The organism is Polaromonas hydrogenivorans, from assembly GCF_040105105.1.
Classification (GTDB): domain Bacteria; phylum Pseudomonadota; class Gammaproteobacteria; order Burkholderiales; family Burkholderiaceae_C; genus Polaromonas; species Polaromonas hydrogenivorans.
In genome coordinates this window covers 346,381-369,765 of sequence record NZ_CP157675.1, presented here as the reverse complement: position 1 = coordinate 369,765, position 23,385 = coordinate 346,381, and the positions used below count along the sequence as shown (strand labels likewise).

Genomic DNA, 23,385 nt, shown 5'->3' with positions numbered 1-23,385 from the left:
TCAAGCCGAATCCCGGCCAAACGCGGTGGGTTCACTATTCCCGATGGTAGAGCGGAACTATTTTGCCCCGCCAACACCGCCAAGCAAAAAAGCCCCCAGGGAGCCAGAAATGGCAAATCTACCGTTTATTTCCGTCATTCCCCCGAAGGCCGGGTCTTGGCTGTGCTATGAATTACATAGCTTCTTGCGCACGTTCCCATTGCGCTAGAGGCTGATTTGATGCTGAAAATCAGCGGTTTTTCCTTCCCAAGCAGCGCTTTCACGCCCTCTGGCGGCCTGATTTTGGCTTGAAACTCTATTTTCAGGTATAAAAGTGCCTCTAGCGCAATAAGCACGTGCGCAAACAGCTATCAAAAAAAGAGCGAAAACGGGATTAAAAATAACCAATCGGCGCGCCGACAATAAGCCTTTTCCCAGCCCCCAGCCCCCAACTCCTTCAAGACGCCCATGCCCCAGAACCACCTGCCCAAGGTCAAAAGCCAGTACGAAGCCCTGCCCTACCCGCCCCGCAATCCGCAGGACGAGCACAAGCGCCTGGTGCAGACCTGGCTGGAAGACCTGCCGATGATCAACCACTACTGCTTTGCCGGAAAGCAGTCGTTTCAAAACGGCTTCCGGGCGCTTGTGGCCGGCGGCGGCACTGGCGACGCGACGATTTTCCTGGCCGAGCAGCTGCGCCACACGAATGCCGAAATCGTCCACCTGGACATGAGCCACGCCAGTATCGTGCTGGCGCAGGAACGCGCCAAAATCCGGGGCCTGACGAACATCACCTGGGTGCATTACTCGCTGCTGAGCCTGCCCGCGCTGGGCCTGGGCAAGTTCGACTACATCAACTGCAGCGGCGTGCTGCACCACCTGGCCGACCCGGACCTGGGGCTGCGGGTGCTGCTGAGCGCGCTCAAACCCGAGGGCGCCATCGGCCTGATGCTGTACGCCACGACCGGGCGCACGGGGGTGTACCAGATGCAGGCGCTGATGCGCATGGCCAATGGCGCCGGCACCGCCCGGGAAGCCGACGACAAGCGCAAGCTGGCCAACACCCGCGACCTGCTCGGCAGCCTGCCGGCCAGCAACTGGTTCATGGGCAGCGAATCGCTGTACCACGACCACAAGATGGGCGACGCCGGCATCTACGACCTGCTGCTGCATTCGCAGGACCGCTCGTACTCGGTGGGCGAGCTGTTCGACTGGCTGGGCAGCCAGCACGGCATGCACCTGAACTTCAGCGATGTGCAGCGCGGCCGCTCGCCGTATTTGCCGCACATGGTGCTGGGCAACAAGCCACCCGCCATGGCCACCGAGCTACGCCAGCTGCCGCTGCGCCAGCAGTATGAAATGGCCGAGCTGATGATCGGCAACATCATCACGCACTCGCTCTACCTCACGCCCGATGCCGCGTGCGTCGCGCCGTATGGCGATGCCGCGTACATTCCGTTTTTCTACCATGAGCCGCTGACCGGCGAGATCGCGGCGCAGGTCTTTGGCAGCAACAAGGGCCAGCCCTTCCGGCTCATGCACCAGCATTCGGGTGTCTCGGTGATGGTCAATCCCGGCAAATACGGCGCGAAGATCCTGCGCCTGATCGACGGCCAGAAAAGCTTTGGCGAGATTTTCGAGGCGTTCCGCGCCGGCTGGCACGGCCAGGCCGCCGCGCCCGACAATGCCGCGCTGTTCGCCGACTTCGCCGAGTCCTATGACACGCTCAATGCGCTGGAACGCCTGCTGCTCAGGCACCCGGACGCTGCGGCAACCAACGCGCATGGCGCTTGAGGCCTCCATCCCAGGCTGAACATCAAAAGCAAGGTCATTTTTACAGGCGACACAAGATGGCATGAAGCATGCGTTGCCCGAGGGTATATGTAACCAAACCGTCACAAAAGGCAGTTCACAACATCCACCATCGGGCAAAAATGCAGACTCTTTCAAATGAAATTTCTTTTCTTGACAGCAACCTGCAACACAGAATTTTGCAGCTGGCTTCCTGGCCTCCCCTGTCAGAGTTGCTGCTCGACACCGCGCCGCAGGTGACCCGCATCTGTGCGCTGCTGGCGCGCAAGCCATCGGTCGGCATGCTGATTCCGGCCATGCTGGACATGCCGCCTCAAACCACTTACCCGCTGCTGCGTAAGCTTTACGACAAAGGCCACATTTGTGCCCTGGGCGGCACGGCGACGGCCGAACAAACCGCGCGGCCCAGTGCCGAGCCGGCGAAAAACCCCGAACTCCCTGCGGCGACCTCCTCATTTCTGGGCAAAGTCTGGCAACGGCTGACAAGCCGAAAGTAGGCCGCTCATGGAATGGGGAATTTTGTTCATGGGGCCTGTGGGCTCGGGTAAGACCGAGGCCATCAAAAGCATTTCGGATATTGAAGTGATCAATACCGATGTGCGCGCCACTGACGATGTGCGCAAGCTCAAATCCCACACCACCGTGTCGATGGATGTCGGGGTTCTGCATTTGTCAGGCCATGACAAGCTGCGGCTGTATGGCGCGCCGGGGCAAGACCGGTTTGACTTCATGTGGGACATTTTGCTGCTGCAGGCCAAAGGGGTCGCGCTGCTGCTGAACCACGCCAGTCCAGACCCGCTGGCTGAACTCGATCATTACCTCCAGGCCATCCGTGAGCGCGTTCCTGGAAATGGCCTGCCCATGGTCATCGGGATCACGCACATTGACGAGAAACCCGAGCGACCCTTGAGCATTTACGAGGACCACCTGCGCCAGGAAAAAATTGTGTTTTACGGCGTCATGCCGCCTGTGATCGAGGTGGACGCACGCCTTCGCAGCCATGTTCGCAGCCTGTTGCTGGTCATGGTGGCGCAGCTGGAGATGGCGGCGCGCTTTCCCAAAGTGATTCCCCGGCTGGCAGTCCGATGAAGCCGGTTCTTGTTCTTCAGGGATTTGGCGTGGCTTTCGGCACGCGCACCATCTTGCTCGACATGAGCCTGTCGATCCCGTCCAGGGGATGCACGGTGTTGCTCGGCCCCTCGGGCACCGGCAAATCCACCTTGCTGCGCAGCCTGGCGGGGCTCAACGATACCAACCCTTCGATGCGAACGTGGGGCCAGCGCATTTACGAAGGCGAGCCGTTGTCGCCGCTGCACAGACCGGCCCTGGTAGCGCAAAAAGCGGATTTCCTGATGGCCACGGTTCAGGACAGCCTGGTCACCAAATTGCCGCAGCGCTCCAGCCTGACGCGTGCGCGGCAGCTCGACATGGTGCGCGATTTCCTAGAGAAAACCGGGCAAGCCGTGCTGACGGCCAAGCTGGCGACTCCGGTGATCGACCTGCCGCCGCATGAGCGGCAGATCATCGCCATTCTCAGGCAGAGCCTGTCAGGGCCGGCCTTGCTCATGGTGGATGAGCCGACAGCGAATTTGCCGCCCGATGGCGCGCAAGCCGTTCTGGACCTGCTGGAACTCCTGGCGAGCGAACGGGCGGTGCTGATGGTGTCTCACCACCTGGCCCAGACGCGTCAGATTGCGCAGGAAGTCGTCCTGATGGCCGATGGCGTGGTCCAGGAAAGTGCGGCCAAAGACGATTTCTTCCTGCGCCCGCAAAGCGCCGCTGCGCAACACTACTTGCGCAGCGGCTCCTGCCCCGAGGCGGGAATCGCGGACCAGACCGCTGGCGATGCGCTTGCCGCCGCCCACGAGCCAGCGCGGCAGGCGTCGGTGAAACCAGTCCCTCCGGCTATTGCCGACAAAGTCCAGCCGGCCGCATCCTTGCCCGCAAGGCCGGCCATGCCGCACTGGCAGCCAGACCCGGCGGCAAAAAGCGCATTTTGCGGGCCTCGCGGCTTTGTCTGGCTGATTGAAGGAAAGCTGGCCGGAACGCCTTTGCCGGGCATCGTGCATGACACGCAGCAGGATCTGAACGCGTTGCGCAATGCCGGCATTACCCGCTTGATTTCACTCACGGAAACCCCTTTCGATGCCACGCTGGCGGCGCTCTACGACATCCAGTGCACGGCGCTGCCTATTCGTGACATGAACGCCCCGACATCGACCCAGGCCTGGTTTTTGTGCGAAAGCATCGATCGCTGCCTTCAGCGCGGCGAAGTGGTGGCGGTTCATTGCAAAGCCGGTCTTGGACGCACCGGAACGGTGCTGGCCATGTACCTGATCTGGCTGGGGGCCGGACAGGTTAGCGGCGCAGGCGCGATGGCGCATGTGCGGCGCCTGGAGGCCAGGATGATCCAGTCGCTTGAACAGGAAAAGTTTTTGGAAAAGTTTGCCCAACTGGTGGCGCATCCACCGACAGGCAAGCAGCTTTCCAGCCCCGCCTTCAATGCGAAGAAGCCTTCTTAAATCAACCCATCCAAAAGGAAAACCGCCATGAGCGCTCTTGACAATGCACTGCAAAAAGCAGTCACCAGCATTCCGGAATGCGTAGCCGCAGGCTATGTGGACTTGTCTTCCGGCATGATTCTGAGCATGAAATCCGTGGATTCGCACCCGGGCGAAGTGTTCGACTTGCTGGCCGCCGCGACGACCGACCTGTTCCAGGGCCCCAACGTGTCGGCGATTGAAAATATTTTCCGCAAAGCCCGTGGCCTGCCCGACAACAATGAGCATCACTATTTCCAGGAAATCATCGTCAACAGCGACAACCTGATCCATGTGTTCCTGCGCGGCAAACGCCAGCAGCAGGTGGCCTGCTTTGTCTGCCGCAAGGGCGCCAACCTGGGCATGGTGCTGACCAAGTCGCGCATGGCCATGCCTACCATCGAATCGTCTCTTTAAGGTCGAGGAATGCCGCCATGGCCTTCTTTGAAAAGAGAAACGGTCAGGCGGCGCCGCTACGGCTGCTTGCAATGAATAGGTTGTTTATATGAATTTCGACAACAGTTCAGCTGAAGTGACTGCCAGCAAAATCCGGGCGGCGCTGCGCAGTTTGTGTGCTTCCTCGGACACGGTGGAAGCGGCCGCGCTGGTTTCTCATGATGGCCTGATCATTGCCTCCGTCATGTCCAGGGAGGTCGATGTCGATCGTTTCGGCGCCATGTGCGCGTCCCTGCTGGCACTGGCCAATCGCGCCGCCAAAGAGGTTCGCAGGGGCGATCTGCGGCAGATCATCCTTGATGGCAGCCTGGGGCCCATGCTGCTGACCCGGGCTGGCGAAACCGGTGTTCTGGCCGTGGCGGCCACCCCTTCGGCGAAACTGGGGCAACTGATCCTCGACACCCGGACCACGGCGCGGGCAGTGTCCGAATTAACCGAGCCCAGGGAGGCTTGAAATGCGTTCGGGCCAAGGCGCTGGGCGCGTGGCCTGAATGAGCCGCTACCTGCTGCCCAGGCCAGGCGGTGTGCTGACCTGGCTGTCCGTCAGGCCGCCCAGCCTGGAGCGCCGCTTGTTTGAACACTTGCTCGGGGCGCCCGAAGCCGTTGAACTGAATGTGCAGGCGCTGGCATCCGCCTTGCGCCACCCGGTTCAGGCCATTGCCCGAGCCTTGTTCGCGCTCAACCGCCAGGCGAGCATCGAGGTGCAAGACGGCGCCGCGCCCCTGTGCGCGGCAGCGAGCCCGGCGCTGCGCGCGGGCTTGCGCCAGGGCATTGCGGGTCTGGCGCAGGATTTAATCGACATTTCCGGGGGGCGCGGTGAGATCATGCTGGCCTCTGACGATGGGTTTTGTATTGCCCAGGCCGGCCTGTCCGCGCAGCGGGCGCAGGCGCTGGCGGCGCACTTGCCGTGGGATGACGGGTCGGTGATGAACTTTCGGATGCAGCTGTGCTTTACCGACAGAACGCTGTATTTTTGCGCCAGTTCCCGGATTGACTTGAAGCATCCGGTGATGCTGCGCCTGGGCGCTGATCTGGTTCAAGGATGCCAGCCCCAGCCGCTACAGAGAAACCATGATGCAGAAAAATAGCCAGGAAATTTTGGATGCACTGCAGGAGAGTTGCCCGTCTTTTGGCGGCGCCGTCATTGCCACGCCGGATGGCCTGGTGCTGGTGGCCACCCGGCTGTTCAGCGGAGACACGCCTGCGGCCTGCGCCGCAGGCGTGGTGGCACAGGTGGATGATTGCCTGTCCGCGCTGAAAGCCGGACGCGTGGATGAGTTGATGATGTGGACGCTCGGTGGGCTGTGGTTCATTGGCCGTCTGGTCAATGACCATGTGCTGCTGCTCTCGGCCACGGATTCGCATTGCGCAGGCGCCGTGCGCCTGGCGGCCCAAGTGGCCGTACAAAAACTCAATGCAGTGCTGCACTAAATTGTTGGTGCAACATTTTTTAGTAGCATTTTATGCCGCCAGCGCAATCAGGACGGGCGCCAGCAGCTATCAAAAATAGAGTAAAAACGATCAGGCGGCCTGGACCGGCCTGCCGACCTTGCCATGCTCGATCAAGAAGATCAGCTCCTTCACGATGCCGTACATCACCGCCCGGTCGCGCGTCGGGTGGTCGGTAAAATGCACCGTGGTCGCGCCGATTCGCGCCAGCCCGCCATGCCCTGGCCCATCGCCATAGCTGACCGTGATGCCGTATTCGGTCATCAAGGGTCCGCAGGCCCGCCAGTCGCGGGTCCATTTCGGCAGGGCCTGGTTGTTGTCCCAGAGCGTTCCGGCGCTTTCGTAGCACTCCTCGATATGGCGATGGCCGAGCAGTTGCGCCAGTTGCCGCTCCCGGGCAATACAGCTGCGAAAATATTCCTGGTCACTTATGTGCATGACTAATCCCTTTCCGGGTCGAAGAACAAATTGACGCCACCATGGTAAAGCCGAACAAGCTCGGCGGCCAGCACTATCACCCACCCACACCTGAGACAATCCCCCCATGTTCGCACCCCTTCAAAACGACACTTTCCTGCGTGCCTGCCTGCGTCAGGCGACCGACCACACCCCGGTCTGGCTGATGCGCCAGGCTGGCCGCTATTTGCCCGAATACAAGGCCACGCGCGCCAAGGCCGGCAGCTTCATGGGGCTGGCGACCAACACCGACTACGCCACCGAAGTCACGCTGCAGCCGCTGGAGCGCTTTCCGCTTGATGCCGCCATTTTGTTCAGCGACATCCTGACGGTGCCCGACGCCATGGGCCTGGGCCTGTCGTTCGCGCTCGGCGAAGGCCCGAGATTCGCCACGCCCATCCGCGACGAAGCGGCCGTCAACAAGCTCGAAGTGCCCGACATGAACAAGCTGCGCTACGTGTTCGACGCCGTCACGTCGATCCGCAAGGCGCTCAACGGCCGGGTGCCGCTGATCGGCTTTTCGGGCAGCCCCTGGACGCTGGCCTGCTACATGGTTGAAGGCGCCGGCTCGGACGACTACCGGCTGGTCAAGACCATGCTCTATCAGCGCCCGGACCTGATGCACAAGATGCTGGCCATCAACGCCGACGCCGTGGCGCTGTACCTGAACGCGCAGATCGAAGCCGGCGCCCAGGCGGTGATGATTTTCGACAGCTGGGGCGGCGTGCTGGCCGATGCGGCCTTTCACACCTTCAGCCTGGCCTACACCGCGCGCGTGCTGAGTCAGCTCAAGCGCGAACACAAGGGCGTGACCATTCCGCGCCTGGTGTTCACCAAGGGCGGCGGCCAGTGGCTGGAATCCATGAAGCAGCTCGACTGCGAAGTGCTGGGCCTGGACTGGACCGTGAACCTCGCCAGGGCGCGCGCGCTGGTCGGCGAAAACGGCCCGAATGCCAAGGCGCTGCAGGGCAATCTCGATCCGAACGTGCTGTTTGCCAACCCGGCGCAGATCGAGGCCGAAGTGGCCGCCGTGCTGAACAGCTTCGGCGCGCCACACACCGACCTGACGCAAACCGGACCGACGCAGATCTTCAATCTGGGCCACGGCATCAGCCAGCACACGCCGCCTGAAAGCGTCGAAGTGCTGGTGCGCGCGGTGCATTCGCACTCGCGCAGCCTGCGAAAACAGCAGGGCTGAAAACGCGGGTGTATCCGCCTCAAAAAGGCTGATCCGGGCGTTTTCAGGCACCTTTACCACAAAAAAATAGCGCCCGCCATCAGACTTATACACAAAACCTGTGGTACAGCTATTCAAGGTCGAGTTGCTTTCCTGCATCCCACTATCAAACCCATAGCAAACGTAAGTCGTTGATTCATAAAGAAAATTTAAATTGCCTTTTTGCCGGGCAGTTTAATGAAAGCCTTGATTTACAAGGCTTTGCGGCCTCTTGCAATAAGCTATCAACAAAGTTATCCACAGAAAATCTGGACAACTCCAAAACAGTGAAGAATCAAGGACTTAGCCACCTGCCCGGATGCGCTTTCAGGGGTTTACACCGATTTAGGCGCTTTCCATGAGCCACTGGTTACAGATAGTGGTTGCCACGCCGGCGCACAGCGCCATCGCCGGCCCGCTGACCTACCGCAGCGCCTTGCCGCTCAGCCCCGGCACGCTGGTGCGCGTTCCGTTTGGCAGGCGCGAGGTGCTGGGCGTGGTGTGGCAGGTGTTGCCGGACAGCGGCGGCATGCCCGAAGAAGCCATCCGCGACATTGCCAGCGTGCTGGACGGACTGGCGCCGCTGTCATCGACTTGGCGCCGGCTGGTGGCCTTTACCGCCGGCTATTACCAGCGCTCGCTCGGCGAGGTGGCGCTGGCTGCCTTGCCGCCGCAGTTGCGCGACCTCACGACGCTGCAGCTGGCGCGCCGGCTCAAGCGGACGGTCATGGACACCAGCCACGCGCAAGATACTACTGATTTAATAGCACTCAGCGCACAGCAGGCGTGCGCAATAGCCGAATTTGATGCTGAAACCAGTGAAAAACAGCGGCCCGCGCTGCTGTTTGGCGCCACCGGCAGCGGCAAGACCGAGGTGTACCTGCGCGCGGCAGCCAAAGTCCTGGCGCAAGACCCCGAGGCGCAAGTGCTGGTGATGGTGCCCGAGATCAACCTCACGCCGCAGCTGCAGGCCCGGTTTGAAGCGCGCTTTGCCCATCTGGGCCGGGAGCGCGTCGTGCCGATGCACAGCGGCCTGAGCCCCGCGCAGCGGCTCAAGGGCTGGCTGGCCGCGCATTCGGGCCAGGCACGGCTGGTGCTGGGAACGCGCATGGCCGTGTTCGCGTCCATGCCCAATTTGCGCCTGCTGGTGGTCGATGAAGAGCACGACCCCAGCTACAAGCAGCAGGAAGGCGCGCGTTACTCGGCGCGCGACCTGGCGGTGTACCGCGCCCGGCTAGAAACCCGCGACAGAGACCATCCGCACGGCGCCTGCCGCGTGCTGCTGGGCTCGGCCACGCCCTCGCTGGAAAGCTGGCAGGCGACGATTGTGGGCCGCTACCAGCGCCTGAACATGAGCGAAAGGATTGGCGCGCCCACGCCGGCCGAGGCGGGTCAACTGCCCACGGTCAGGCGGGTGGACATGAACCATCAGCCCAAGCATTGCGTCATCGCGCCGCCGCTGCTGGCGGCCATCGGCGAGCGGGTGGCGCGCGGCGAGCAGTCGATGATTTTCCTCAACCGGCGCGGCTATGCGCCGGTGCTGGCCTGCCTGGACTGCGACTGGAAGAGCGACTGCCCGCACTGCAGCGCCTACCGCGTGTTCCACAAGATCGACCGCACGCTGCGCTGCCACCACTGCGGCTTCACCGAACGCGTGCCGCGCGCCTGCCCGAAGTGCGGCAACATCGACATCGCCCCGGTCGGGCGCGGCACCGAGCGGCTCGAAGAACACTTGGCCGAACTGCTGGCCAATGTCACGCGGCCCGACGGCGGCCCGGTGCGCATTGCCCGCATCGACGCCGACAGCACCCGGCTCAAGGGTTCGCTCGAATCGCAGCTGGCCAGCGTGCATGCCGGCGAGGTCGATGTGCTGGTCGGCACGCAGATGATCGCCAAGGGCCACGACTTCAGGCGCATCACGCTGGTGGCCGCCATCAACACCGACAGCGCGCTGTTTTCAAGCGACTTCCGCGCGCCCGAGCGCTTGTTCAGCCTGTTGATGCAGGCGGCGGGCCGCGCCGGCCGCGATGCCCAGCGCAGCGCAGCCAGCGAAATGTGGGTGCAGACCTTTCACCCCGACCACCTGCTGTTCGAGGCGCTGAAGCGCCACGACTACCCGGATTTTGCCGAGCAGCAACTGGCCGAGCGGCTGGCGGCCGGCCTGTCGCCGTTCGGTTTTTCAGCCTTGATACGGGCCGACGCCAAGACCCAGGAAGTCGCCCAGGGTTTCCTGAACGCCGCCGCCGAAGCCGCCCAGGCGCAGCAACTGCCCGGCCATGCCCACGTCATGGCCTACCCGGCCGTGCCGATGACGATCCAGCGCGTGGCGAATATCGAGCGCGCGCAAATGCTGGTCGAAAGCCCGTCGCGCAAGGCACTGCAGGGCTTTCTGGCCGCCTGGCAGCCGCTGCTGTTTGAAACCCGCAGGCAGGCGGAATTCAAAAGCCTGGTGCGCTGGGCGATTGATGTGGACCCGATTGCGATTTGAGGGGAAATATCCGGGCGTTGCGCTGAACCGCGCCGGGCGATTGACAGGGCCGGACTGCCACTCAAGCGCTGCCAGCTTGTCACAAGCCTGACACTCCGCGCTTTTACGCTTTGGGTTTTTTGTTACAAAAAGGCTCCGCCATGCGACTTGCTTCGCCTACTTCCCGTTTAACCGCGCCGCGCTGGAAACTGGCCTCGGTGGCCCTGTGCAGTGCGCTGGCCCTGTCCGCTTGCGGCGGCGGCGATGATGCCTTGCCTGTTTCAGCGCCTGTGGCGCTGGGCAACCCCACCTTGTCCTTTGTGTCGCCCCAGGAAAGCCTGGACCTGAGTAACTACACGCTGACCGGCCGCTACACCCTGCCCGTCAACCTGACGGCGGGAGCCAACCAGATTGCGGCCGAAGTCTCGGCGGTGACCTACAACGAAGCCACCGACAGCCTGTTCATCATTGGCGACGAAGGCACCTACATCACGCAGATTTCAAAAACCGGCACGGTGATCGACACCATGGACCTGCCCGCCGGCCTGTTCGCCGACCCGGAAGGCATCACGTCCATTGGCGGCGGCCAGTTCGTGGTGGCCAATGAACGCTTGCGCAGCGCCAACCTGCTGACCTACCGCGCAGGCACCACGCTGGACGCAGCCACCGTGCGCACCATCAAGCTGGGCACCACCGTGGGAAATGTCGGCCTGGAAGGCGTGACGTTTGACCCGCTCACCAAGGGCTATGTGTTTGTCAAGGAATTGACGCCCCTTGGCATTTTTCAGACCACGCTGGACTTCACCGCAGGCACCGCCTCCAACGGCTCGGCCACCACCGAAAATCCGACCAACCTGTTTGACCCGGCGCTGGCCGGCGTGGCGGACTTTGGCGACATCCATGCCTTGTCGAACACGCTGCCGGCCGCCGCCGCCGACTACAGCCACCTGATGGTGCTGAGCAACGACACCGGCCGCATTTTGAAGATGGACCGCGCAGGCCGAATTTTGGGCTCGCTCGACATTCCCCAGGCAGCGCAGCACGAAGGCATCACCTTCGACAAGCAGCTCAACATGTATGTCACCAACGAGGCCGGCGGTGGCAGCCAGGCATTGCCGCAGCTGTGGGTGTACGTCCCGACGCGCACCAGCGCGAAAGTGGGCCTGGGCAGCAACGCCTACCTGACCTTCCCGGCCGCCGTGACGGCAGGCACCGGCAACATCACGCTGATGGGCAGCGGCGGCGACACCCGCACGATTGCCGTGACGGACACGACCCAGGTCACCATCAGCGGCGGCACCGTCAAGATCAACCCGACCGCCGACCTGATCCCCGACACCGCCTACAGCATCCAGTACGCCAGCGGCGTGTTCCGCGATGCCAGCGGCCTGGCGACCCTGGCCGTGAACAGCGCCCAGACGCTGGCCTTCACCAGCGTGCCGGACACCACGGCGCCCACGCTGGCGTCCAGCACGCCGCTTGACAATGCGACCGGCATCGCCGCTGGCGCCAACCTCACGCTGACCTTCAGCGAAGCCGTTCGCGCCGGCGCCGGCACCTTCACCCTGACCAACGGCAGCGACGACGTGCGCACGATCAACGCCAGCGACACGGCACAGGTCACGGTCAGCGGTGGCACCGTCACCCTGAACCTGACCGCCGACCTGCGCACCGGCACGGGCTACAGCGTGCTGGTGTCGGCCACGGCCCTGGCCGATCCGGCGGGCAACAGCTTTGCCGGCATCAGCGACACCACGCTGCTGAACTTCATCACGGCGGGCACTACCCCGCCCACCACGCTGGCGGCAGGCGACCTGCTGTTCATTGCCGCCAATGCCGACACGCCGGATGCCGTCGCCTTCATCTTGATGCGCGACATCAGCGCCGGAACGCAAATCGGCTTCAGCGACAGGGATTCACTGACGGCGACCAACGAGTCGGCGTTCCTGTGGACCGCGGACAAAGCCTATGCGACCGGCACCGTCGTCACCATCCTGACCGATGCCACCGTACCCACCAGCGACAAGGGCAGCATCGTGGGTTCGGGCGGCGGCATCAGCACGTCCGCCGAAACCTACTTTGCCTTCCAGGGCTCCATCCCCTCCGCGCCGGCAGCAGGCATGCCCACCCTGGTCATTGACCGCTACCTTGCCGCCATCAACCTGGGCAATGCTGGAGGCCTGGACACGCAGATACAGGCGGCCGTTGGCGGCGCTGGCGCCTTCAGCGCCTTTGCGCCCGAAGACAACGTGCGCTACAGCGGCTCGCTGGCCACCACCGACCTGCCTGCGCTGCGCGCCCGCATTGCCAACACCGCCAACTGGACGCGCAACGACACCACGCCGTTCCCGCTGACTGGCGGATCGCTGTTCTGAAAGCCCGATTGAACTGAGAGGCAAAAGCCGCCCGGTTCGCACCGGGCGGCTTTTTTTATGAGGCCAGTGCGTGGAGAGATGTCAAAATCGAATCAACCCTCCCAGCCGCCCCATGTCCAAACAGATACCCCCCGCGCCTTCTCCCAAACCCATCTCCATCTCCATCGCCGCGCCCATCAAGATTGCCAGCTACGTGCTGGCATTCCTGCTGTGCGTCGGCACGCTTGTCTATGGGCTGCTGCCCGGTTTGCTGGCGGTTTGCCTGGGCTATCTTTTGGCGGTGGCGCTGGCCGGCGAAGGCCGCATCCGTGGACCCCGGCTGAGCCCCGCGCTGGCGGCGGCCGTGGTCGTCCTTTTGCCTTTGATTGGCCTGGGCGTTTTGCTGGCCAACGCCAAAGGCATGGCCTTTGGCGTCGTCGGGCAATACCAGGCGCTGCTGCACTACCTGGCCAGCACCGTGCTGGAAATCCGCCAGAAACTCCCTGCCGACCTGGCCATTCACCTGCCCGACGAACTCACCGAGGCCCAGGTCTGGCTGGCCGCCTACCTGAAATCGAAGGCCCAGGCGCTGACAGGATTCGGTACTGCCGGCCTGCGCGGCTTTTTGCTGGCCTACGTGGGCCTGGTGGTTGGCGCCCTGATCAAGGGCACGTTCAGAATGCCGACCAGCGCGCCGCTGCGGTTTGAGATTCGCATGCGTGCCGGCCATTTCATCGAGGCCTTCCGCCAGATCGTGGTCGCTCAATTCTGGATAGCCGCCGTCAATGCCTTCTTCACCGCCGTGTTCCTGCTGGCGGTGCTGCCGCTGTTTGGCGTGCGCATGCCCTACATTGCCGAACTGGTGACGCTCACCTTCTTCGCCGGCCTGATTCCGATTGTCGGCAATCTGGTTTGCAACAGCGTGGTCACGCTCGTCGGGGTTTCGGTGTCTCCGGCGGTCGGCCTGGCCTGCCTGGTCTTCCTGATCTTGATTCACAAGACCGAATACGTCATCAATGCCAAGATACTGGGCAAACAGACCAACACCGCAGCCTGGGAGCTGCTGGCCGCCATGTTCATCGGCGAGGCGGTGTTCGGACTGCCGGGCCTGGTCGCCGCACCGCTGTATTACGCCTACGTGAAAAAAGAGCTTCAGGCGGCCAGGCTGGTCTGAGCGCCCTCCTTGCGGCCCAGGGTAAAGAAGAACCTCGCGCCTTCGTTCAACTTGCTGTCAGCCCAGACGCGGCCGCCGTGGCGTTCAATGATGCGCTTCACGGTCGCCAGCCCGATGCCGGCCCCCGAAAAATCCCCCGGCGAGTGCAGGCGCTCGAAGGTGCCAAACAGCTTGTGCGCGAAAGCCATGTCAAACCCGGCACCGTTGTCCTTGACGAAAAAGACGGTGTCGCCATCAATGCCCGATTCGCTGCCGACCTCAATGTGCGCCAGCGACTGCCGGGAAGTGAATTTCCACGCGTTGCCCAGCAGGTTTTGAAAGACGGCCGACAGCAGGCGGGCGTCGCCCTGCGCGCTCAGGCCATCCTGAATGCGCAGCTGCGCCTGGCGCTGCGGCTCACGCTCCCGGTAGTCCTGTTCGATGCGCCGGGCGATGTTGGAAAGATCAACCTGCTCTGACTTGATCTGCTCGCGGGACAGTTGCGCAAGGGCCAGCAGGCCCTCGATCAGATCACCCATCTGCTTGACGCCCACACCGATCCGGTCCAGGTAATGCTTGCCCTTGTCGCTGATCTGCTCGCCGTCAATCTTCAGCAGCAACTGGCTGAAGGCATGGATGGTATTGAGGGGCGAGCGCAGGTCATGCGAGACGGAATAGGCAAAGGATTCCAGCTCCCTGGTGGCCGTTGCAAGCTGGGCGGTGCGCAGCAGCACGCGCTCTTCGAGTTCGCCGTTCAGGCTCAGAATTTCCTGCTGCTGCTGCCTGCGCTCGGTGATGTCGCGCTCGACAGCCACCCAATGGGTGAATTTGCCGGACTCGTTGGCGATGGGCGCAATGTCGGTTTCCACCCAAAGCTCCTTGCCGGCCTTGGTGTAAATGACCACTTCAGCGCGCACGGGCTGCCAGTTGTCCATGGCACTGAGGATGCGCTCCACCTCGGGGCGGCAGGTGTTGGCTCCCCAGAGAAGCGTGGGCGTCTTTCCGATAATGTCGCTCCGGCTGTAGCCGGTCTGGCGCTCGAACGCATCGTTCACAAACACAATGCGCCGGCCCGATGCATCGAAGGGTTCGGCTTCCATGATGACCACCATGTCGTTCAGCCGCGACACCGCCGTTTCCAGCAGGCGCAACTGGGCTTGCTCCGTGCGTCTTTGGGTGATGTCCTGAAAGTAAACCGCGAGCCCGGCCTCCGTGGGATAGATGTGGAAATGAAACCAGGTCTTCAGCGGCAGGTAAAAGGTTTCAAGGCGGATCGTGCGCTGCTCCTGCATCGACAGGCGGCATTCGCGCTCGATGCGCGTGCCCACGGCTTCCGGAAATTCCTGCCATAGGGTTTTGCCCAGCAGGTCTTCCGGGCAGCGCTTGAGCATGCGCTGCGCCTGACCGTTCATGAAGGTGAACTTCCAGTCCTTGTCGATCAGGCAAAAGCCGTCCGTGATGCTTTCCAGCGTGGCGGTGAGCCGCGCCTCCAGGGCGAGCATGCGGGCCTCGGCCTCTTTTTGCTCCGAGATGTCCTGAAAAGCGCCCTGGATGCTGACAATTTTCCCCGCTTCATCGCGCACCGCCTCGCCGATGGACCGCACCCAGATGCGCCGGCCCGTGGCGGTGAGCTTGGGCAGCACGAATTCGTAAGGAATGCCATGCTGCGCGCAGTCCTGCACATAACGGGCAACGATGGGCCGATGTTCCGGAAAAAAGTAGCCGATCCCCTCTTCCAGCGTTGGCTGATAGCCGGGCGGTGTATCGTGAATCAGGCAGTTTTCATCCGACCAGATCAGCGTGTGCTCCGGCAGTTCAATCACCCATCCGCCCAGATGCGCCACCCTGCCGGCGATCCGGTTCATGGAGAGATTTTTCTCCAGAAGCTCCTTGGCCTGCTTCAGCTCGTCAATATCGGTCAAGGTACCCAGCCACTGGGTCGTCCGGCCTGCCGCATCAGATTGCGCAGCCGTACGGCCCAGCATCCAGCGATAGACGCCGTCGGCCCGGCGCAGCCGGTATTCAATTTCACACGGCTCGCCGCCGCCGCCGCAGGCCTGCACCAAAAGCCTGGAAACCCGCAGGCTGTCATCGGGATGAACGAGTCCAATCCAGCCGTGACCGAGACTGTCTTTCAGGGACCAGCCTGAATAGTCAAGCCAGCGCTGATTGAAGTAAGTCGCCTGGCCATCGGGCCGCATCATCCAGACGATCTGGGGCATGGCGTCCATCAGCAGGCGAAACTGTGCCTCGCTTGCACGACCCGCCTCATCGGAAAGCTTGCGGCCGGGTGTCCCCTGTACCGTGCCTGACAGAGGGATCAGCTTGCTGCCGGTCATGTTCACGCGGTCTCCTTTTTTGTTCTGAGTCCCGCAGAAGGGACCACGGCTGAAGGCTTTGTGTTGTCTCGCTTCACCCCGCCGGGCGTATTGTGGACCATCACGCACCGCGCACAACCATGCCCAGCGCGCCGGCCACAGGGCATCAAGGGTCAATCTCATGCTGGCAGCCAGGGCGCGGATATCAGGCGCACCATTAACCCGTCAGCCTGCGCGAGTGTTGTAAATGCCTTGAAGAGAAAAAGGCAAAGTTGTGTTTGAATGAAAGTTCACGCTGCTCAACAACAAGGAGTGCTCGATGGAATCCATTCAAGTCGTTCCCCAGGCGCCCACCTTCACGCTACCCGTTGCCAAGGTGCGAAGTGTCTACCAGATTGCTGATGTCGAGCGCAAGCTGGGCAAGCTGCAAAACAGCGAACCCCGCGAACACGACAGCTTGCGCAGCACCTACGAGCGCATGCTGGAGCGAGGCCCCGAGCGCTTCCAGATGAAGCCCAGCGGCATCCCCGAAATGGCCCCCCTTTACGACGCGCTGCCCAACTTCACCGACGTGCTGGACGACGTGCGGCGCCATGTGGCCCTGAGCCACGACAGCACCGACGGGCTGGAGGTCACGCCCATGCTGCTGCTGGGCCAGCCGGGCATCGGCAAGACGCATTTCGCCCGGCAGGTGGCCGACCTGATCGGCACCGGCATGAACCTGGTCTCGATGGGATCGCTGACGGCGGGCTGGCTGCTGTCGGGATCGGCGTCGCAGTGGAAGGGCGCCAAGCCGGGCAAGGTGTTCGAGTCGCTGGTCGATGGCCGCTACGCCAACCCGGTCATCGTGATCGACGAGATCGACAAGGCCGCCAGCGACGCCCAGTACGACCCGCTCGGGTCGCTGTACAGCCTGCTGGAGCACGACACGGCCTCTTCCTTTGTGGACGAGTTCGCCGAAGTGCCCATCGATGCCAGCCAGGTGCTGTGGATCACGACGGCCAACGATGCGCGCGGCATTCCCAACCCGATCCTGAACCGGATGAATGTGTTCGAGATCCAGCCGCTCACGCCCGCCCAGGCGCGGCATATCGCACGGCGCCTCTACCAGTCGATACGCGCCGGCCACAACTGGGGTTCGCGCTTCGACGACGCGCCTTCGGACGATGTGCTGGACAAGCTGGCCACCCTGGTGCCCCGGGAAATGCGCCGCGCCCTGATGGCGGCGTTCGGCAACGCGCGGCTGGCCAGCCGGGGCATGCTGAAGGTCGATGACCTGCCGCGCAGCGCAGTCAGCAAGGGCCGGATCGGGTTCATGCAATAGCGCCTGGGCGCCCTGGCGGCCGATGATTCAGAATTTTCAAGCCATTCAGGTCATTTGCGCAATACCAGCGGGCGCAAGCAGCTATCAATTAAATAGCAATCACCAGCCGTCATAAAAACGGCCTGGCCCGCTCAATTCACCGGCGCGCCCGCTTCAAACCAGCGCTTGATCACGGCGCGCTCGTCCTCGGTGATCTGCGTGGCATTGTTGAAGGGCATGAGCCTGAGCACGACCGCCTGCTGATAGACCGCCTGCGCGTGCTGCTTGAGAAGTTCGGGCGTGTGCAGCGCAATGCCCTTGTTTTGCAGCTGCGCGTTGTGGCACATCACGCAGCGCTGGGCGATGACTGATTTCACCTCGGCAAAACCGGCTGGCCTGGCGGCTGCGGCGATGGCTGCGGTCGAGGGCGGCGGCGGCGCCATCCAGACCACCAGCCCGGCCAGCATCGCCGTTCCCGCAACAGCATATTCCCAGGGCGCGCGCCGGCCCTGCACCCCGGCCTTGTGGCGCGCCACGAAACTGTGGCGGATCAGCGCGCCAGCCAGCATCAGCAGCACCAGCACCAGCCAGTTGTTGGCGCCCACGGACAGCCAGCCGTAGTGGTTCGACAGCATCGCGATCAGCACCGGCAGCGTGAAATAGGTGTTGTGAACGCTGCGCTGCTTGGCGCGCCAGCCGTAAACCGGGTTGACCGGCTGCCCGGCCTTGAGCTGCGCCACCACCTTGCGCTGGCCCGGAATGATCCAGACGAAGACGTTGGCGCTCATGGTGGTGGCCAGCATGGCGCCGACCAGCAGGAACGCCGCCCGCCCGGCAAACAGCTGGCAGGCCAGCCACGAGGCAAAAACGACAAACACCAGCAGGCCCGCGCCGACGATCAAATCACCATTCTTTTTCTGGCCGAAAACGCGGCAGACCGTGTCGTACACCCCCCAGCCGGCCACCAGAAAGCCCAGCGCGGCAGCAATCGCCGCACCGGCCGACCAGTCGTAAACGCTCTTGTCCACCAGAAAGGTCGCGGCATTGAAGAGGTAAAGCACCGTGAACAGCGCAAAGCCGGTCAGCCAGGTCGAGTAGGCCTCCCAGTAAAACCAGTGCAGGTTTTCCGGCATCTGCCTGGGTGCCACCATGTATTTTTGCGGGTGGTAAAAGCCGCCGCCATGCACCGCCCACAACTCGCCATCGACGCCTTTTTCAACCAGGTCGGGCTCCACCGGCCGGGTCAGGCTGCTGTCGAGAAAGACAAAGTAGAACGACGAACCAATCCAGGCAATCGCGGTGATGACATGCGCCCAGCGCAGCAGCAAATTGGCCCAATCCAGGGCATAGGGCAGGTAGGCGCCCATCATGAGCCGCGGTAGGTCGAGTAGGTCCAGGGGCTGACGAGCAGCGGCACATGGTAGTGGCCGCTGGCGTCGGCGATGCCGAAGTCCACCGGCACCGTGTCGATGAACGCCGGCTCGGGCAGCGCCACGCCCCGGGCGCGAAAATAATCACCGACCTCGAACAGCAGCCGGTAGCGACCGGCCGCCATGGCTGAAGCATCGAGCAGCGGGCCGCCGTCGCTGCGGCCGTCCTGGTTCAGGACCACTTCCTTGAGGGTTTCGACATGCGCGCCGTCCATACGCTGCAGCGTGAGTTTCATGCCGGCTGCCGGGCAGCCGTGCATGGTATCGAGAACGTGGGTACTGAGGTGGCCCATGAAAAGCTTTCTGCGGGTTGAAATGAACAGCGCCGGCCCGGTTTCTGCTTGCTGCTTCGTCATGGCATTTCGGGAGGCGGCTTGTGTTTTAGGATGCTACCGTATGCGTTCATCATGCATAAACCGTTCCCGTCAGTCCCTTCATGACTTTTTGAAAATCAGCGACGACCATGCCCTCCAACTACCCACGCGACCTGAGCGGCTACGGCCGCAACCCGCCCCACGCCCAATGGCCCGGCCGCGCCCGCATCGCGGTGCAGTTTGTCCTGAACTACGAGGAAGGCGGGGAAAACTCCGTGTTGCACGGAGACGCCGGCAGCGAGCAATTCTTGTCCGAGATGTTCAACCCGCCCGCCTTTCCCGACCGCCACCTGAGCATGGAGGGCATTTACGAATACGGCGCCCGCGCCGGCGTGTGGCGGCTGCTGCGCGAGTTTGAAAAGCGCGGCCTGCCGCTGACGGTGTTCGGCGTCGGCATGGCGCTGGAGCGCTGCCCGGACGTGGCGGCGGCATTCATGGAACTCGGCCATGAAATCGCCTGCCACGGCTGGCGCTGGATCAATTACCAGAATGTGGACGAAGCCACCGAGCGCGAGCACATGGCGCGCGGCATGCAGGCCATCGAAGGCCTGACCGGCGAGCGGCCGCTGGGCTGGTACACCGGCCGCGACAGCCCCCACACGCGCCGGCTGGTGGCCGATCACGGCGGCTTCGAGTACGACAGCGACTACTACGGCGACGACCTGCCGTTCTGGCTGCAGGTCGAGAAAACCGATGGCGCGCTGGCGCCGCAACTGGTCGTTCCCTACACGCTGGACACCAACGACATGCGTTTTGCGCTGCCGCAGGGGTTTTCGCAGGGCGATGATTTCTTCACCTACCTGCGCGACAGCTTTGACGTGCTGTATGCCGAGGGCGAGGACCGGCCCGCCATGCTGAGCATCGGCATGCACTGCCGCATCCTGGGCCGCCCCGGCCGCCTGCGCGCGCTGCAGCGTTTCCTGGACCATATCGAGCAGCACGACCGCGTCTGGGTGGCCCGGCGCATCGACATCGCGCGCCACTGGAAACAGGCGCATCCCTTCAACCCGCAAACCGCCTTCGTCTGGCGCGCATCCAAATGACCATTACCCTGGACCAGCTCAACGCCGCCTCGCAGGCCGAATTCACGCAGTTGCTGGACGGCACCTATGAGCATTCGCCGTGGATTGCGGTTCAAGCCTGGGACCAGCGCCCGTTCACCAGCCTGGCGCAGCTCAAGCTGGCGCTGGTCGATGCGGTGCGCCAGGCCCCGCGCGAGGCGCAACTCGCGCTGATCCGCGCCCACCCTGAACTCGCCGGCAAGGCGATGCTGAGCAAAACCCTGACCGCCGAATCGACCCACGAACAGGGCAAGGCCGGCCTGAGCGACTGCACGCCAGCGGAATTCGCGCGGATTCACCAGCTCAATGCCGACTACAACGCCAAGTTCGGCTTTCCATTCATCCTGGCGGTGCGCGGCCCGCGCGGCCTGGGCCTGGCCAAGCCTGAGATCATCGCCACCTTTGCGCGCCGGCTGGACAACCCTCCCGACTTCGAGCTGGCCGAGGCCTTGCGCAACATCCACCGCATTGCGGAAATCCGACTGAACGACAAATTCGGCCACTCGCCCGACCTGGGCAATTTGGTCTGGGACTGGGCCGAGCAGCTCGGCAGCCACAGCGATGCCGGCTATGCCGAGCGCGGCGAACTCACCGTCACCTACCTGACCGACGCGCACCAGGCCTGCGCCCGGCAGCTGGCAGGCTGGATGCGGGACGATTGCGGCTTCGACGAGGTGTCGATTGACGCCGTCGGCAATGTCGTCGGCATCTACCACGGCAGTGACCCGCAGGCCCAGCGCCTGCTGACCGGCTCGCATTACGACACGGTGCGCAACGGTGGCAAGTACGACGGACGGCTGGGCATCTTCGCCCCGATGGCCTGCGTGCGCGAGTTGCAGCGCCAGGGCCGGTGCCTGCCGTTTGGCCTGGAGGTCGTCGGTTTCGCCGAAGAGGAAGGCCAGCGCTACAAGGCGACCTTCCTCGGTTCGGGCGCGCTGACCGGCCATTTCGATGCGGCCTGGCTGGACCAGCAGGACGCGGACGGCATCACCATGCGCGAAGCCATGGCGCAGGCCGGCTTGTCCATCGACGCCATCCCCGCGCTCCGGCGCGACCCGGCCCGCTACCTCGGCTTTGTCGAGGTGCATATCGAGCAGGGGCCGGTGCTCAACGCGCTGGACCTGCCGCTGGGTATCGTGACTTCCATCAACGGCAGCGTGCGCTATGTCGGCGAAATCATCGGCATGGCCAGCCATGCCGGCACGACGCCGATGGCCAGCCGCCGCGATGCGGCCACTGCGGCGGCGGAGCTGGCGCTCTACGTCGAGAAGCGCGGTGGCAGTGAAGAAAATCTCGTGGCCACCGTCGGCATGCTCGAAGTGCCGGGCGGCTCGATCAACGTGGTGCCGGGCCGCTGCAAATTCAGCCTCGACATTCGCGCCACCACCGACGCAGTGCGCGACGCCTGCGCCGCCGACATCGTCCATGAGCTGCAAGCCCTCTGCGAGCGGCGCGGCGTGCATTACCGGCTCGAAGAAACCATGCGCGCCGCCGCCGCGCCCAGCGCGCCGGCCTGGCAGCAGCGCTGGGAACGCGCCGTCGAAGCCCTCGGCCTGCCGGTGTTCCGCATGCCCAGCGGCGCCGGCCATGATGCGATGAAACTGCACGAAATCATGCCCCAGGCGATGCTGTTCGTGCGCGGCCTGAACGCCGGCATCAGCCACAACCCGCTCGAAGCCATCACCAATGACGACGCCGAGCTGTGCGCGCGCGCTTTCCAGAACCTGCTTGACCAACTTGCCACGGAATTTTCATGACCCTTGAGAACCACAACACCGCGCTTGACGCCTGGATCGACACCCATTTCGATGAAGAAGTGCAATTTCTGCAGGCGCTGGTGCGGGTGCCCACCGATACGCCGCCGGGCAACAATGCGCCGCATGCCGAACGCACCGCCGAACTGCTGGAGGACTTCGGCTTCGAGGTGGAAAAATATCCGGTGCCCGCCGACGAAGTCAAAGCCTACGGGCTCGAATCGCTCACCAACCTGATCGTTCGCCGCCAGTACGGCCCCGGCAGGATCATTGCCCTGAATGCCCACGGCGACGTGGTGCCGCCCGGCGATGGCTGGACGCATGACCCCTACGGCGGCGAGATCGTGGACGGCAAGCTCTATGGCCGGGCATCGGCCGTCAGCAAGTCCGACTTCGCCAGCTACACCTTTGCCGTCCGCGCGCTTGAAGCGCTGGGCCTGCAGCTCTTGGGCGGGATTGAACTGCTGTTCACCTACGACGAGGAATTCGGCGGCGAACTCGGCCCCGGCTGGCTGCTTGACAACAAGCTCAGCCGGCCCGACCTGCTGATCGCCGCCGGCTTCAGCTACCAGGTGATCACCGCCCACAACGGCTGCCTGCAGATGGAAGTGACGGTGCACGGCAAGATGGCCCATGCCGCGATTCCCGACACCGGCATCGACGCGCTGCAGGGCGCCACCGCCATCCTCACGGCGCTCTACCGGCAGAACCAGATTTACCAGTCCATCACGTCACAGGTCGAGGGCATCACGCACCCGTATCTCAACGTCGGCCGCATCGAGGGCGGCACGAACACCAATGTGGTGCCCGGCAAGGTGACGCTCAGGCTGGACCGCCGCATGATCCCCGAGGAAAACCCCGCCGAGGTCGAAGCCGAGGTGCGCCGCGTGATTGCCGAGGCCGCCGCGACCGTGCCCGGCATCACGGTCGAGATCAAGCGCCTGCTAATGGCCGATTCGTGGAAACCCGACAACCGCAACGCCGAGCTGGTGAAGGCGCTGCAAAAGCATGGTGAAGCCATCTTCGGCGAGCCGATTCCCACCTCAGGCACGCCGCTGTACACCGACGTGCGCCTGTTCGGCGCGGCCGGCGTGCCCGCAGCCATCTATGGCGCCGGCCCGCGCACGGTGTTTGAAAGCAACGCCAAGCGCGCCGATGAACACCTGGTCCTCGAAGACCTGCGCCGCGCCACCAAGGTGGTGGCGCGCACGCTGCTGGAGTTGCTGCAGTAAACAGGATCGGGCCAGCGACTGGCTATGATGG

Annotated in this window: 20 protein-coding genes; 16 read left to right on the top strand and 4 right to left on the bottom strand. The window is 63.4% G+C overall.

The genetic code is table 11. The annotated features are described in order from the left end of the window. The first annotated feature begins 447 nt into the window (after window positions 1-447). From ABLV49_RS01875 to ABLV49_RS01840, 8 genes are all read left to right on the top strand, one after another. The gene (locus ABLV49_RS01875; protein WP_349279954.1) at window positions 448-1,773 is read left to right on the top strand and encodes a class I SAM-dependent methyltransferase; all 1,326 of its coding nucleotides are present in this window, start codon (window positions 448-450) and stop codon (window positions 1,771-1,773) included. 197 nt (window positions 1,774-1,970) lie between these two features. After that, on the top strand, window positions 1,971-2,288 hold the full coding sequence (locus tag ABLV49_RS01870; RefSeq protein ID WP_349279953.1) for a hypothetical protein: 318 nt from the start codon (window positions 1,971-1,973) through the stop codon (window positions 2,286-2,288). A 7-nt stretch (window positions 2,289-2,295) separates the two neighbouring features. After that, window positions 2,296-2,880, top strand: a complete 585-nt coding sequence (locus ABLV49_RS01865) for a GTP-binding protein (RefSeq protein ID WP_349279952.1) — start codon at window positions 2,296-2,298, stop codon at window positions 2,878-2,880. After that, entirely contained in the window at window positions 2,877-4,313 is a 1,437-nt protein-coding gene (locus ABLV49_RS01860; RefSeq protein ID WP_349279951.1) for an ATP-binding cassette domain-containing protein, read from the top strand. Before ABLV49_RS01865 ends, ABLV49_RS01860 begins: the two co-directional genes overlap by 4 nt. 27 nt (window positions 4,314-4,340) lie before the next feature. Beyond that, the gene (locus ABLV49_RS01855) at window positions 4,341-4,748 is read left to right on the top strand and encodes a hypothetical protein (RefSeq protein WP_011799794.1); all 408 of its coding nucleotides are present in this window, start codon (window positions 4,341-4,343) and stop codon (window positions 4,746-4,748) included. An 88-nt stretch (window positions 4,749-4,836) separates the two neighbouring features. Further along, the gene (locus tag ABLV49_RS01850; RefSeq protein ID WP_011799793.1) at window positions 4,837-5,241 is read left to right on the top strand and encodes a roadblock/LC7 domain-containing protein; all 405 of its coding nucleotides are present in this window, start codon (window positions 4,837-4,839) and stop codon (window positions 5,239-5,241) included. 37 nt (window positions 5,242-5,278) lie between these two features. After that, window positions 5,279-5,875 (top strand): hypothetical protein, encoded by a 597-nt coding sequence (locus tag ABLV49_RS01845; protein ID WP_349279950.1) that lies wholly within the window; start codon window positions 5,279-5,281, stop codon window positions 5,873-5,875. Further along, entirely contained in the window at window positions 5,859-6,218 is a 360-nt protein-coding gene (locus tag ABLV49_RS01840; protein WP_349279949.1) for a roadblock/LC7 domain-containing protein, read from the top strand. The genes ABLV49_RS01845 and ABLV49_RS01840 overlap by 17 nt, the downstream gene beginning before the upstream one ends. Before the next feature lie 90 nt (window positions 6,219-6,308). On the opposite strand, the gene ABLV49_RS01835 is transcribed toward ABLV49_RS01840, so the two are convergent. Then, entirely contained in the window at window positions 6,309-6,674 is a 366-nt protein-coding gene (locus ABLV49_RS01835; protein WP_349279948.1) for an aminoacyl-tRNA synthetase, read from the bottom strand. Between the two features lie 106 nt (window positions 6,675-6,780). Here ABLV49_RS01835 and hemE point away from each other — a divergent pair, with 106 nt between their 5' ends. The 4 genes from hemE (at window position 6,781) to ABLV49_RS01815 (ending at window position 13,903) form a co-directional block, all read left to right on the top strand. Continuing rightward, on the top strand, window positions 6,781-7,890 hold the full coding sequence (hemE, locus tag ABLV49_RS01830; protein ID WP_349279947.1) for a uroporphyrinogen decarboxylase: 1,110 nt from the start codon (window positions 6,781-6,783) through the stop codon (window positions 7,888-7,890). Between the two features lie 376 nt (window positions 7,891-8,266). Next, the gene (gene priA / locus ABLV49_RS01825) at window positions 8,267-10,396 is read left to right on the top strand and encodes a replication restart helicase PriA (RefSeq protein WP_349279946.1); all 2,130 of its coding nucleotides are present in this window, start codon (window positions 8,267-8,269) and stop codon (window positions 10,394-10,396) included. A gap of 140 nt (window positions 10,397-10,536) precedes the next feature. Further along, window positions 10,537-12,750 carry an SdiA-regulated domain-containing protein gene (locus ABLV49_RS01820; protein ID WP_349279945.1) on the top strand — a complete coding sequence of 738 codons (2,214 nt, stop codon included), beginning with the start codon at window positions 10,537-10,539 and terminating at the stop codon, window positions 12,748-12,750. A 112-nt stretch (window positions 12,751-12,862) separates the two neighbouring features. Further along, a complete protein-coding gene (locus ABLV49_RS01815) occupies window positions 12,863-13,903 on the top strand; it encodes an AI-2E family transporter (protein WP_349279944.1) in 1,041 nt (346 codons plus the stop codon). Here the strand turns inward: ABLV49_RS01815 and ABLV49_RS01810 are convergent. Next, window positions 13,882-16,221, bottom strand: coding sequence for a PAS domain-containing sensor histidine kinase (locus tag ABLV49_RS01810; RefSeq protein WP_349281570.1), 2,340 nt, complete (start codon window positions 16,219-16,221; stop codon window positions 13,882-13,884). The two genes, ABLV49_RS01815 and ABLV49_RS01810, sit on opposite strands and share 22 nt — an antisense overlap. A gap of 298 nt (window positions 16,222-16,519) precedes the next feature. Between ABLV49_RS01810 and ABLV49_RS01805 the strand changes: the two genes are divergently transcribed. Then, on the top strand, window positions 16,520-17,524 hold the full coding sequence (locus ABLV49_RS01805) for an AAA family ATPase (protein ID WP_349279943.1): 1,005 nt from the start codon (window positions 16,520-16,522) through the stop codon (window positions 17,522-17,524). Between the two features lie 131 nt (window positions 17,525-17,655). On the opposite strand, the gene ABLV49_RS01800 is transcribed toward ABLV49_RS01805, so the two are convergent. After that, window positions 17,656-18,873: a urate hydroxylase PuuD gene (locus ABLV49_RS01800; RefSeq protein WP_349279942.1), complete on the bottom strand. Its 1,218-nt coding sequence runs from the start codon at window positions 18,871-18,873 to the stop codon at window positions 17,656-17,658. Beyond that, complete coding sequence (gene uraH / locus ABLV49_RS01795) at window positions 18,870-19,226, bottom strand: hydroxyisourate hydrolase (RefSeq protein WP_349279941.1); 357 nt, start codon at window positions 19,224-19,226, stop codon at window positions 18,870-18,872. Before uraH ends, ABLV49_RS01800 begins: the two co-directional genes overlap by 4 nt. Before the next feature lie 170 nt (window positions 19,227-19,396). Between uraH and puuE the strand changes: the two genes are divergently transcribed. From puuE to ABLV49_RS01780, 3 genes are read left to right on the top strand one after another with little or no spacing between them, the layout of a single operon-like run. Then, a complete protein-coding gene (gene puuE / locus ABLV49_RS01790) occupies window positions 19,397-20,350 on the top strand; it encodes an allantoinase PuuE (protein ID WP_349279940.1) in 954 nt (317 codons plus the stop codon). Next, window positions 20,347-22,125, top strand: coding sequence for a 2-oxo-4-hydroxy-4-carboxy-5-ureidoimidazoline decarboxylase (gene uraD / locus ABLV49_RS01785; protein WP_349279939.1), 1,779 nt, complete (start codon window positions 20,347-20,349; stop codon window positions 22,123-22,125). The genes puuE and uraD overlap by 4 nt, the downstream gene beginning before the upstream one ends. Further along, on the top strand, window positions 22,122-23,354 hold the full coding sequence (locus tag ABLV49_RS01780) for a M20 family metallopeptidase (RefSeq protein ID WP_349279938.1): 1,233 nt from the start codon (window positions 22,122-22,124) through the stop codon (window positions 23,352-23,354). Before uraD ends, ABLV49_RS01780 begins: the two co-directional genes overlap by 4 nt. Window positions 23,355-23,385: the final 31 nt, after the last annotated feature.

What these genes read in the sequence shown, in the direction of transcription:
- ABLV49_RS01805 (WP_349279943.1), top strand. Translation starts at nt 16,520, where the DNA reads ATGGAATCCATTCAAGTCGTTCCCCAGGCGCCCACCTTCACGCTACCC.
- uraD (WP_349279939.1), top strand. Translation starts at nt 20,347, where the DNA reads ATGACCATTACCCTGGACCAGCTCAACGCCGCCTCGCAGGCCGAATTC.
- ABLV49_RS01865 (WP_349279952.1), top strand. Translation starts at nt 2,296, where the DNA reads ATGGAATGGGGAATTTTGTTCATGGGGCCTGTGGGCTCGGGTAAGACC.
- ABLV49_RS01855 (WP_011799794.1), top strand. Translation starts at nt 4,341, where the DNA reads ATGAGCGCTCTTGACAATGCACTGCAAAAAGCAGTCACCAGCATTCCG.
- ABLV49_RS01875 (WP_349279954.1), top strand. Translation starts at nt 448, where the DNA reads ATGCCCCAGAACCACCTGCCCAAGGTCAAAAGCCAGTACGAAGCCCTG.
- uraH (WP_349279941.1), bottom strand. Translation starts at nt 19,226, where the DNA reads ATGGGCCACCTCAGTACCCACGTTCTCGATACCATGCACGGCTGCCCG.
- ABLV49_RS01860 (WP_349279951.1), top strand. Translation starts at nt 2,877, where the DNA reads ATGAAGCCGGTTCTTGTTCTTCAGGGATTTGGCGTGGCTTTCGGCACG.
- ABLV49_RS01780 (WP_349279938.1), top strand. Translation starts at nt 22,122, where the DNA reads ATGACCCTTGAGAACCACAACACCGCGCTTGACGCCTGGATCGACACC.
- ABLV49_RS01835 (WP_349279948.1), bottom strand. Translation starts at nt 6,674, where the DNA reads ATGCACATAAGTGACCAGGAATATTTTCGCAGCTGTATTGCCCGGGAG.
- hemE (WP_349279947.1), top strand. Translation starts at nt 6,781, where the DNA reads ATGTTCGCACCCCTTCAAAACGACACTTTCCTGCGTGCCTGCCTGCGT.
- ABLV49_RS01845 (WP_349279950.1), top strand. Translation starts at nt 5,279, where the DNA reads ATGAGCCGCTACCTGCTGCCCAGGCCAGGCGGTGTGCTGACCTGGCTG.
- ABLV49_RS01840 (WP_349279949.1), top strand. Translation starts at nt 5,859, where the DNA reads ATGATGCAGAAAAATAGCCAGGAAATTTTGGATGCACTGCAGGAGAGT.
- ABLV49_RS01800 (WP_349279942.1), bottom strand. Translation starts at nt 18,873, where the DNA reads ATGATGGGCGCCTACCTGCCCTATGCCCTGGATTGGGCCAATTTGCTG.
- ABLV49_RS01815 (WP_349279944.1), top strand. Translation starts at nt 12,863, where the DNA reads ATGTCCAAACAGATACCCCCCGCGCCTTCTCCCAAACCCATCTCCATC.
- ABLV49_RS01820 (WP_349279945.1), top strand. Translation starts at nt 10,537, where the DNA reads ATGCGACTTGCTTCGCCTACTTCCCGTTTAACCGCGCCGCGCTGGAAA.
- priA (WP_349279946.1), top strand. Translation starts at nt 8,267, where the DNA reads ATGAGCCACTGGTTACAGATAGTGGTTGCCACGCCGGCGCACAGCGCC.
- ABLV49_RS01810 (WP_349281570.1), bottom strand. Translation starts at nt 16,221, where the DNA reads ATGACCGGCAGCAAGCTGATCCCTCTGTCAGGCACGGTACAGGGGACA.
- puuE (WP_349279940.1), top strand. Translation starts at nt 19,397, where the DNA reads ATGCCCTCCAACTACCCACGCGACCTGAGCGGCTACGGCCGCAACCCG.
- ABLV49_RS01850 (WP_011799793.1), top strand. Translation starts at nt 4,837, where the DNA reads ATGAATTTCGACAACAGTTCAGCTGAAGTGACTGCCAGCAAAATCCGG.